The organism is Streptomyces niveus (genome assembly GCF_001723055.1).
Classification (GTDB): domain Bacteria; phylum Actinomycetota; class Actinomycetes; order Streptomycetales; family Streptomycetaceae; genus Streptomyces; species Streptomyces niveus.
This window is the reverse complement of the sequence record NZ_MDCR01000160.1, coordinates 1-10,574: the sequence shown is the minus strand read 5'-3', so window position 1 is coordinate 10,574 and position 10,574 is coordinate 1. Positions and strand designations below refer to the sequence as shown.

General features: G+C 67.6%; 8 protein-coding genes and 1 tRNA gene. 4 read left to right on the top strand and 5 right to left on the bottom strand.

The features are described 5' to 3' along the window. The 3 genes from BHU15_RS19630 (at nucleotide 1) to glxA (ending at nucleotide 4,408) form a co-directional block, all read left to right on the top strand. Nucleotides 1–74: transfer RNA gene (locus BHU15_RS19630), tRNA-Lys, on the top strand. A 429-nt stretch (nucleotides 75–503) separates the two neighbouring features. Continuing rightward, a complete protein-coding gene (locus BHU15_RS19625; RefSeq protein WP_069628381.1) occupies nucleotides 504–2,459 on the top strand; it encodes a glycosyltransferase family 2 protein in 1,956 nt (651 codons plus the stop codon). Then, nucleotides 2,456–4,408 carry a radical copper oxidase GlxA gene (gene glxA / locus BHU15_RS19620; RefSeq protein ID WP_069628380.1) on the top strand — a complete coding sequence of 651 codons (1,953 nt, stop codon included), beginning with the start codon at nucleotides 2,456–2,458 and terminating at the stop codon, nucleotides 4,406–4,408. The genes BHU15_RS19625 and glxA overlap by 4 nt, the downstream gene beginning before the upstream one ends. 72 nt (nucleotides 4,409–4,480) lie before the next feature. Here the strand turns inward: glxA and BHU15_RS19615 are convergent, their stop codons facing one another. The 4 genes from BHU15_RS19615 to BHU15_RS19600 all read right to left on the bottom strand — a co-directional run bounded on the left by BHU15_RS19615 (nucleotide 4,481) and on the right by BHU15_RS19600 (nucleotide 8,026). Next, nucleotides 4,481–5,509, bottom strand: a complete 1,029-nt coding sequence (locus BHU15_RS19615; RefSeq protein ID WP_069628379.1) for a glycoside hydrolase family 6 protein — start codon at nucleotides 5,507–5,509, stop codon at nucleotides 4,481–4,483. Between the two features lie 194 nt (nucleotides 5,510–5,703). Further along, on the bottom strand, nucleotides 5,704–6,384 hold the full coding sequence (locus BHU15_RS19610) for a class F sortase (protein WP_069628378.1): 681 nt from the start codon (nucleotides 6,382–6,384) through the stop codon (nucleotides 5,704–5,706). 50 nt (nucleotides 6,385–6,434) lie between these two features. After that, a complete protein-coding gene (locus BHU15_RS19605; protein ID WP_069628377.1) occupies nucleotides 6,435–7,178 on the bottom strand; it encodes a hypothetical protein in 744 nt (247 codons plus the stop codon). 134 nt (nucleotides 7,179–7,312) lie between these two features. Then, the gene (locus BHU15_RS19600; RefSeq protein ID WP_069628376.1) at nucleotides 7,313–8,026 is read right to left on the bottom strand and encodes a hypothetical protein; all 714 of its coding nucleotides are present in this window, start codon (nucleotides 8,024–8,026) and stop codon (nucleotides 7,313–7,315) included. 356 nt (nucleotides 8,027–8,382) lie between these two features. Between BHU15_RS19600 and BHU15_RS19595 the strand changes: the two genes are divergently transcribed. Then, nucleotides 8,383–9,162 (top strand): HAD-IIA family hydrolase, encoded by a 780-nt coding sequence (locus BHU15_RS19595; protein ID WP_069628375.1) that lies wholly within the window; start codon nucleotides 8,383–8,385, stop codon nucleotides 9,160–9,162. A 25-nt stretch (nucleotides 9,163–9,187) separates the two neighbouring features. Here BHU15_RS19595 and BHU15_RS19590 read toward each other — a convergent pair whose 3' ends face one another. Beyond that, nucleotides 9,188–10,294, bottom strand: a complete 1,107-nt coding sequence (locus BHU15_RS19590) for a 2-aminoethylphosphonate ABC transporter substrate-binding protein (protein ID WP_069628374.1) — start codon at nucleotides 10,292–10,294, stop codon at nucleotides 9,188–9,190. Nucleotides 10,295–10,574 lie beyond the last annotated feature (280 nt).

The following is a 10,574-nucleotide window of genomic DNA, read 5'->3' as shown; positions in this document are numbered from 1 at the left end:
GCGCCGCTAGCTCAGTTGGTTAGAGCAGCTGACTCTTAATCAGCGGGTCCGGGGTTCGAGTCCCTGGCGGCGCACGCACGGCTGAGGCCCCTTCGCATCACGCGAAGGGGCCTCGCCCGTTTTCCCCGTTTCGCGCCCCGCGCGGGCGCGGCCTTCGCGGCAACTTCACAGTCCGGCCACAGCTCCACCTCCGACCGGCACCTCAATCAGGGCATATGATACGCAAGTAGTATCTTTCACTCTTGCGATCTTGGCGGGGGTCGTAGAACCTATCCTGAAGCCGACGGGTCCAAAGAAGCGCGTGTTACTTGCAGTTGGGGCAGCTGAAGAATTCGCTCCGGTTTGCATACCGAGCGGGGTGGGGGTCCCGTTCATGGGCTGATGTCGCGTAACGACCTCATGCAACCGGAAGGTCCCCCATGCGTGTCTGTACCCACGGCGGCGGGCGACCTGCCGGACCGACCGACCAATCACGCACCAGCATGCGTGCGGGGGGATGACTGATGACGTCGACGCCGAACGGCGAGCGGCCGAACAACGACGCGTCCCGGACCACTCAGCTCCGGGTTCCCTCGCAGCTCAGGAATGCCAGGGCTCGTCTGCGGCCCAAGGCCGAACTGCCCAAGTACGACTACGAGCACTACAGCCGGCTCGCCGGGCCGCTCACCCAGCCCGACCCGAACAAGCCGTACAAGGTGCAGTACCGCTCGCTGCTCTCGCAGGAGCCGCACCGGATCCGGGCCGCCCTGCTCCTCGGCGCCGCCCCGCTCCTGTCCCTCGGCCTCTTCGCCTGGCTGATGCAGCCGCAGCACTGGACCGAGCGCGACCCGAACCTCAAGAACGACACGCTGCTCGTCCTCGACATCGTGATGCTCGTCTCGATCGGACTGATCGAGCTGTTCCGCACGATGAACGTGCTCTCCAACGCGCACGCGACGCTGGTGGCCCGTGACCCGGTCCCCGTCGTGCCCGCGAACGGCACCCGCGTCGCCTTCCTCACCTCCTTCGTGCCGGGCAAGGAGCCCCTGGAGATGGTGACGAAGACGCTGGAGGCCGCCGTCAAGATCCGCCACCGGGGGCTGATGCACGTCTGGCTCCTCGACGAGGGCGACGACCCCGCCGTCAAGGAGGTCTGCGCGCGGCTCGGTGTGCACCACTTCTCCCGCAAGGGCGTGGCGAAGTGGAATCAGGCGAAGGGCGCCCACCGCGCCAAGACCAAGCACGGCAACTACAACGCCTGGCTCGACGCGCACGGCGACGACTACGACTTCTTCGCCTCCGTCGACACCGACCACGTCCCGACGGCCAACTACCTGGAGCGGATGCTCGGTTACTTCCGCGACCCGGACGTCGGCTTCGTCATCGGCCCGCAGGTGTACGGCAACTACGACACGTTCGTCACGAAGGCCGCCGAGTCGCAGCAGTTCCTCTTCCACGCCCTGATCCAGCGCGCGGGCAACCGCTACGGCTCACCGATGTTCGTCGGCACGAGCAACGCCGTACGCATCTCCGCGCTCAAGCAGATCGGCGGGCTGTACGACTCGATCACCGAGGACATGGCGACCGGGTTCGAGATGCACCGCGCCAGGAACCCGCAGACGGGCAACAAGTGGCGCTCCGTGTACACCCCGGACGTGCTGGCCGTCGGTGAGGGCCCGACCGCCTGGACGGACTTCTTCACCCAGCAGCTGCGCTGGTCGCGGGGCACGTACGAGACGATCCTCAAGCAGTACTGGAAGGGCTTCGGCACACTGCCGCCCGGCAAGCTCTTCAACTACACGATGATGATCATCTTCTACCCGATGTCGGCGCTCAACTGGATCCTGGCGGCGCTGAGTTGCGCCCTGTTCCTGGGCATGGGCGCCTCGGGTGTGCAGATCGACCCGGCGATCTGGATGATGCTGTACGGCAACGCGTCCGCCCTCCAGATCGGTCTCTACATCTGGAACCGGCGGCACAACGTCTCGCCGCACGAGCCCGAGGGATCGGGCGGTCTCGCCGGCATGGCGATGTCCGCGCTGTCCGCGCCGATCTACGCGCGCTCGCTGCTCGACGCCGTACTGCGCCGCAAGAGCGGCTTCGTGGTGACACCCAAGGGCGACTCGTCCAGCCCGGACACGCTCTTCGGGACCTTCCGGATCCATCTGTTCTTCATTCTCGTGTTCGCCGGTTCGCTGGTCTCGTCCTTCTTCTTCGGACACGATCATCCGGCGATGATCACGTGGGCGTCCCTGGCGCTGCTGATCACGGCGTCGCCGATCATCGTGTGGCGGCTGGGGATGCGGGCGGAGAGGAAGAAGCGCCGGAAGCACGGGGCGCACCGTGGCGGCGGGGGTACGCCTCCGGCTCCGCCGCGACAGGCCCCGCCGCAGGCGGCACAGGCTCCGCAGACGCCGCGGACGCCTCCCGGGGCCCTCGACCAGACCGTACAGATTTCCCTTGGGGGACCTAAGCAATGAGTGCGCTTCCCGTCCGGCCGAACCACCGCAAGAACCGCGCCCGTCGCCTTGCGATAGGCGCCGCGGTGGTCGTCGTGGTGGCCGGGATGAACGGGCCGGCGATGTGGCGGTTCGGTTCGGAGCAGTACCACGACTACAAGATCAACCGGCCTGAGTACAAGGCCGAGAACGGCCACTGGGACTTTCTCGACATCCCGTCGAAGTACAAGATCAATTCGATCCACGCGTCGCTGCTGCACACCGGCAAAGTGCTGCTGATAGCCGGGTCGGGCAACAATCAGAAGAACTTCGACGCGAACAAGTTCGAGTCCGTCCTGTGGGATCCGGCCACGAACGACTTCAAGATGATCCCGACGCCCAAGGACATGTTCTGCTCGGGGCACACCCAACTGCCCGACGGCAAGCTCCTGGTGGCGGGCGGCACGAAGCGGTACGAGAAGCTCAAGGGCGACACCACCAAGGCCGGCGGCCTGATGGTGGTCCACAACGAGGACCCCGACAAGCCGATGACGCTGCCCGCGGGCACGATGTTCACCGGCAAGAAGAACGGCAAGACCTTCGAGTCCAAGGACCCGGTCCTGGTCGAGAAGGCGGAGAAGATATTCGACCCGGTGACCGGGGCCTTCCTGCGGACCGAGCCCGGACTGGGCCGGATCTACGTCGAGGCCAAGGAAACCGGGAAGAAGTACGAGACCGGCACCGAGGACAACTACCGGGTGCAGGGCATGAAGGGCGCCGACGCCCGTAACGTCTACGGCATCGCGCAGAAGCTCGCGCTCGACAAGAAGGACTTCCAAGGCATCAAGGACGCCTTCGAGTTCGACCCCGTCGCCGAGAAGTACATCAAAGTGGACCCGATGAACGAGGCCCGCTGGTATCCGACGCTGACGACGCTTGAGGACGGCAAGGTCCTCGCGCTGTCGGGCCTCGACGAGATCGGGCAGATCGTCCCCGGCAAGGACGAGATCTACGACCCGGAGACCAAGGAGTGGGAGTACACCGGCATCATCCGGAAGTTCCCCACCTACCCGGCGATCTTCCTGATGGACAACGGCAAGCTGTTCTACAGCGGCTCCAACGCCGGTTACGGCCCCGCCGACGTCGGCCGCAAGCCCGGCATCTGGGACCTGGACACCAACAAGTTCGAGAACATCCCCGGTCTGAGCGACGCGGACACCATGGAGACGTCGGCGACCGTCATGCTGCCGCCGGCGCAGGACCAGAGGTTCATGGTCATCGGCGGCGGTGGGGTCGGCGAGTCCGAGAAGTCCAGCGAGAAGTCCCGGCTGGTCGATCTCAAGGACGACAAGCCGGAGTTCAAGGACGGCGCCTCGCTCGACAAGGGCACCCGCTACCCCAGCGCCTCGCTGATGCCGGACGACTCGGTCCTGGTGACGGGCGGCGCGGAGGACTACCGGGGCCGCAGCGGCTCCAACATCCTCGAAGCGCGGATGTACGACCCGAAGGCGGGCGAGTACAAGCGCGTCGCCGACCCGCAGGTGGGCCGCAACTACCACTCCGGCTCGCTGCTGCTGCCGGACGGCCGCGTGATGATCTTCGGCTCCGACTCGCTCTACGCCGACAAGGCCAACACCAAGCCGGGCGTCTTCGAGCAGCGGATCGAGATCTACACCCCGCCGTATCTCTTCCGGGACTCCAAGCCGGCGCTGAGCGAGGGGCCGAAGCGGATCGAACGCGGGGGCTCCGGGGTCTTCAAGACGAAGGACGCGGCCTCGCTGAAGAGCGCGAGGCTGCTGCGGCCGAGCGCCGTCACCCATGTCACCGACGTCGAACAGCGGTCCATCGCGCTGGACATGGAGAAGACGGCGGACGGGATCGAGGTGACGGTGCCGGAGAACACCGCGCTGGTGCCGGCAGGCTGGTACATGATGTTCGTGACGGACGACAAGGGGACGCCGTCCGAGGGCGTGTGGGTCGAAGTGCCGTAGGCAGGGGTTCCGACATGGATCGGCGGGCCCGCACTACGCGTACGGGCCCGCCGATCCATCTCCGCCGCTCGGCTATTCGGCGTTGCGCGCCAGCTCCAGGGCGTACTCCGGATACCAGTCGCCCGCCTTCGGCCCGCCCTTGCAGTCGCCGTCCGACTCACCCGGGCGCTTGATCCACAGATACGCCTTCACCAGCGGGTCGCCGGTCTTGGTGGTCGGCGGCTCGCCGAGTGCGCGGCCCGGCGGGTTGCACCAGTTCTCGGCCGGATCGCCTCCCGTGTAGGGGCCGTTGCCGTTGCGGCTGGTGTCGATGACGAAGGGCTTGCCGCCGACCTTGGCCGACAGCTTCTTGCCGAACTCCTGGCTCACGTCGGTCGGGAAGAAGTTGGAGACGTTGACCGAGAAGCCGTCCGCCGCCGCGACGCCCGCCCGCTGGAGCGGCTCGAAGAGCGCGTCGGGCGACTGCCAGCCGGCGTTGCCCGCGTCCAGGTAGACCGTGGTGGCGGGCTGCTGCTTGAGCCGTTCGATCGCACCCTTCAGCAGGTCGTACCGCTCCTCGTGGAACTCCGGCGGCGTGCACCCGTCGACCAGGTGCAGCAGCGCGTCCGGCTCCAGCACGACCGTGGCCCGCCGGTCACCGATGCCCTTGGCGACCTTGTCGACCCAGTCCCGGTACGCGTTGCCGTCGGCGGCGCCGCCCTTGGAGAACTGGCCGCAGTCGCGGTGTGGGACGTTGTAGAGGACCAGCAGCGCGTCCCGGTCGGCCTTGGCCGCGGCCTCGGTGAAACCGCGGGCCGCGTCCTCGGGGTTGTCCGGGCCGATCCACTCGCCGACCGGCTGCGCGGCGATCTTCTTGATGAGGCCGGCGTTCTTGTCGTCGCCGTCCTTCGTGTACTCGGCGACCTGCTTGGCCGCGTTGCCGTCGGGGTTGACCCAGTACGGATCGGTGGCCTTGGGCTGCTGGCTCGACGCCGCGTTCTTCTCGCCCTTGTCCTCGCCGTCGGAGGAACAGCCCGCGACGAGCAGCGCCGCTCCGGTGGCCGCCGCGCACGCCGTCACTCGTAGTGTGCGACGCTCGCGACCGGTTCTACTGCCGTACATCAACTCCCCCTCGGTGCCCGTTCGTCGGAGCCGGCCCCCAGGCGCCCCGTACCTGCCGTTCCCGCTGCCCCGCCTGCTGCCCGCCTGCCCGGACAAGACCGGTCGAATCCATCCTGGCACACGGGTCGAGGCCGTAACGGCGCCTGTTCGGCGTTGTGCACGAGCTGTGACAGCGGTGCCGTGAGGGGGCCGGTTCAGCCATCGTGACGCGCCTCTTTCACACCGGTGAGGTATGCCGAGACGACCACGTTCGCCGTGTACGTACGGCTCTTGCGGTCGAAGGTCCCGCCACAGGTGATCAGGCGCAGTTCGGCGCGGTCGCGCTCGTGGGGGCCGTACACCTTCCGCGCGTCGAACCGCTCCCGGCTGTAGACCCTCACGTCGTCGATGGTGAATTCGGCGACCGAGCCGTCGGCCCGCGTCACCCGGATCTTCTCGCCGGGCCGGGCGGCGCTCAGGTCGTAGAACACGGCCGGTTCGGTGCGGGTGTCGACGTGGCCGACGAAGAGCGCGGTGCCCTTCGCGCCGGGCCGGGCGCCGCTCCCGTACCAGCCGACGGTCTCGGGCCGTTCGTACGGCGGCGGCTCGACCGCCCCCGTGATGTCGAGGCCGCGCGCGACGACGGGCGCCTCTATGCCGACGGAGGGGACGTCGAGGCGGCGCGGTTCGGCGGGCTCGGGCGAGTCCTTCGCCGCCGGCGGGCGCTGCTCCACCGGGCGGCCGACGGCGGCGACGTCGCCGGTCATGGGCGAGGAGTTACCGACCAGGCCGTCGACTCCCCAGCCCCAGAGGGCGAGCAGCAGCACGGCCCACGCGACTCCGGTGAGCAGTCGGCCCGATCCGGTCGGGCGGTGGGGGGTCGGAGTCTCAGCCATCTCAGTCGTCTCCGCCGTCTCGGTCGTCGGTCGTCGGTCGTGTGGTCGGGTCAGTCGGAGTCCCGCGCGGCGGAACGCTTCCGCCGCGCGCTGCGGACGGCCACGGCCACGGCGGCGACGCCGGCGAGGACGAGACCGATCACGGTGTGCGGGGTGCTGGGGCCCGCCCTGTCGGCCGCCATGTCGGTGGTGCTGGTCCGGCCGCCACCACCGGCGCGTACGGGGGCGACGGGCGAGGCCGACGCGGATTCGGAGGCGTGGGTGGCGGTGCCGGACGGCGGCGCGGAGGCGGCGGCCTTCTTCTCAGGCTCGGCGGAAGGTTTCGCGGAGGACGTCGGTGTGGGCTTCGCGGAGGACTTCGGCTTCGGCGTCGCTGAGGACTTCGGCTTCGGCTTGGCGGAAGGCGTGGGCTTGGCCGAAGGCTTCGGCTCGGGCTTCGGCTTGTGGTTCACCTCGACGACGCCCGCGCCCCGGTGGTCGTGCCCGTCGCACCAGACGTCGACCTGGTACTTGCCGTCCTCGGTCGACGACTTGATCTTCGCCTCGCCGCGCAGACCGTCGCGCCCCGCCAGCTCGGAGTCGGCGACGAAGACATCGGACCGCGCCGACGCCGAGCGGGGGTTCTCGCAGCCCGCGACCTTGATCTTCACCTCACCGCCGGGACGGACGGGGGACGGCGAGACCGTCGCCTTCACGGAGTCGTGGGCGTCGGCGGCGGTGGTACCGAGGACGGGGACCGCCACCATGGCGGCGACCAGCCCTGCGGCACGGAGAGCGAGCAAGCCTGAACGCATCGTGAACCTCCTGATGAAGGAAGCCTCACGCGTCGGGCCCGATCCCGCATCCGCAGCGAGCGCCTGAATGCCCCGTACACCGCTGTGACCAGCGCGTATCCAGTCGGACCCGCTCCACCAGACCGGCGATCAGGTCACCGGCGCTGCCTCTTGGCCTCCTTGGCGGCGGAAACCGCCCCCGACTGCCCGGCCTGGCGGGCGGTGGAGGAAACAAGCCCGGCGGCCGACGGCTGGAGCGTCGCGGCGTTCCTCCCCAGCGGATTGGGCAGTGTCTTCAGCTGCTCGAAAACAACTGGAATCCCCAGATGGTCACTGAATTTCTTCGCGATCGCCTCACCCCATTCCGCGATCTTCTCCGGAGCCTTGTCCGTCTCGGGCCTGTGGTTCTTGCTCATATAACGGCCCGACCGGTCGTTCGCCCTCGCCGATCTCGACTCCGGGTCGTAGCGGAACTCGCCGCTCATCGCGGCGTTCCCCGCTTTCGTCGCCCCATGAATCTTGAAATCGACGGCGATGGTCGGATGCCCCAGCCCGTCGATACCCTTCTTCAGGTCCTCCTGAGTCGGATATTCGATCCGCTGCTCCGGGTCCTCTTTCTGCTGTTGGTTCGCGGCCTTCCGCATCCCGCCGAGCACCTTGAGGAAATCCATCCGGCCCATGACCGAGAGCGCCTCTTCGCTGCCCATCATGACCTGCCAGTCCAGGACTCCCGGCCTGTCCGCGTCCTCGCGCAGAGTGGCCGAGAAATGCCAGACCGCGCCGGGCTTCCCATCAAGAATCGCTTCCCTGGGAATCTCGTCGAGCGACACCAGGAAGGGATTGACTCTGACCTGACGCTCGTCGTCCATTTCTTCGTCTTTGATTCGCTTGGGGGGTACGGACGTCCCGAGCGGACCGTTGTTGCGGGTCAGACGCCGACCGGCAGGCTCTTCCGAATGTGATGCTGCGGAATTCTCGGGCACTGCTACCTCACTTCATTGTCGCCGGATTCAGAGACACATCGGTTCCCTGGTGAATCTCCGATCAAGCGGAGGCAGACTCAAAGGAAACAGTGAGAGAAGGCACAGATGCGGGCCTTGCAGGAAGCGGAGGCGCCCAGCCTCTGCCAGGGCCGCGGCGACTGAATAGGATGGCGGCCTCGGAGCCTCCGGCCCCTCGGGGTCTCCGGGTGATCATCCCGTCGAGTCGCCTGGAGCGAGCCCGCATGATTGACCGCAAGCCCATCGAGTCATGGCTCACCGACATGGACGGCGTACTCATCCATGAGGGGGTCCCGGTGCCCGGCGCCGATGCCTTCATCAAGCGCCTGCGTGAGACGGGGCGACCGTTCCTCGTCCTCACCAACAACTCCATCTACACCCCGCGCGATCTGCACGCCCGGCTCTCACGCATGGGCCTGGACGTGCCGGTCGAGAGCATCTGGACCTCGGCGCTGGCGACGGCCAAGTTCCTGGACAACCAGCACCCCGGCGGCACGGCGTACGCGATCGGTGAGGCGGGTCTGACCACCGCCCTGCACGACGCCGGTTACGTCCTGACGGACGCGGACCCGGATTTCGTGATTCTGGGCGAGACCCGGACGTACTCCTTCGAGGCGCTGACGAAGGCGATCCGTCTGATCAACGACGGCGCCCGGTTCATCGCCACCAATCCCGACAACACCGGTCCCTCGCCGGAGGGTGCCCTGCCCGCGACCGGCTCGGTCGCCGCGCTCATCACCAAGGCGACCGGCAAGGACCCGTACTTCATCGGCAAGCCGAACCCCCTGATGATGCGCACCGGGTTGAACGCCCTGGGCGCGCACTCCGAGTCGTCCGCCATGATCGGTGACCGGATGGACACCGACATCCTGGCGGGACTCGAGGCCGGTATGGAGACGTTCCTGGTACTGACCGGGGTCACGGGCACGGCCGACATCGACCAGTACCCGTTCCGGCCGACCAATGTCGTGGATTCGATCGCGGATCTCGTGGATCTCGTCTGAGCCGGCAGGTCGAACAGACGGACCGTCAGTTGCCGGTGGCCGTCTTCCAGGAGTCGATGTAGCTGTCGAGTCTGGGCTCGATGCTCTCCCAGTTGGGCTCGAAGAGCGCGACGCCGTCGAGCAGCCCGGCCAGTTCGATGGCGTTCTCGTCGGTGGGCTTGACGTCCGTACGCGCGGGGAAGCCGCCGCCGATGCCGCTGACCTGCCTCTGGGCCTTCTCGGTGAGCATGTAGTCGAGCAGCTTCCTGCCGTTCGCGCTGTGCGGGGCGCCGTCGACGAGGCCGGCGCCGTAGTACATGGCGAACGTGGTCGGCTTGCCGCCCTCCTTCGCCGGGAACCAGATCGCGATGTTCGACAGGCTCTTGGACTGGTCGAAGTTGGTCTGGACATCGCCGTTCGCGATGAGGATGTCGCCCTTGTCGACCTTGGCCGCGAGCTTGAAGGTCGAGGGGGTGGGGCCGAGATTGTTCTCTTCGAGCTTGCGCAGATAGTCCATGGCCGGCTTCTCGCCGCCGAAGTCCTGGATGGCCTTGATGAGGAGTCCCGTGCCGTCACCGGCGACGCCGGGGGTCGAGTACTGGATCTTGCCCTTGTACTCGGGGTCCAGCAGCTCTTCCCAGGTGGCCGGAGGGTCCGTCAGTTCCTTCTTGTTGTATATGAAGCCGAAGTAGTTGTTGACGACCGACGTCCAGCGGTTGTCGGCGGACTTCCCCGAACCGTGCACCCGCTCCGAGCCCTTCGGGTCGTACGACGCCAACACCCCTTTCCGCTCCGCGTGTTGGATGTACGGCGGCAGGGCGACGAGGAGATCGGCGCGGGGGTCGCCCTTCTCACTGACGACCCGGTCGACCATCTTTCCCGAACCGCCTTCCACGTAGGTCACCTTGATGCCGGTGTCCTTCTCGAAGTCGGCGAAGACCTTGTCGTACCAGCCGTCACCCTTTACCCCCTTGAGCCCGTCGGCGCTGTAGACGGTGACGGTCTGCCCCTCCTCGCCCGCCGCGCCACCACCGCATCCGGCGAGCGCGGCGGTGAGGACGAGACTGCCGGCGACGGCGGTGAGCGGCGTGCGGAAGCTTCTGGAGGATCTGGTGGTGCGGGAGTTGAGCGGGTTGAGGGTGTGGCGGGGCATGACGGCTCGTATCTCCTAGCGGGAGGTGGCTCGGGGCGGGGCAGGGCTCGGTCCCGTACCGCTGTGCACAGACACGCCCGCTCACCACCCGTAGATCACATAGGACCCGCGGAAATGGCGATGTCGAGGACCACGCACGCGACTTCGTGGGTCGCGGGGGTGGTTCGGACTCCGGATTCGCTTCGTTCAGGCCCAGGACGACCCGAGAGTACCGCTCACGGGGCGGGTAGGCAGCGCCCGCGCAAGCGCCGCTGACACCGTCTCGATACGTGCGCGGGCG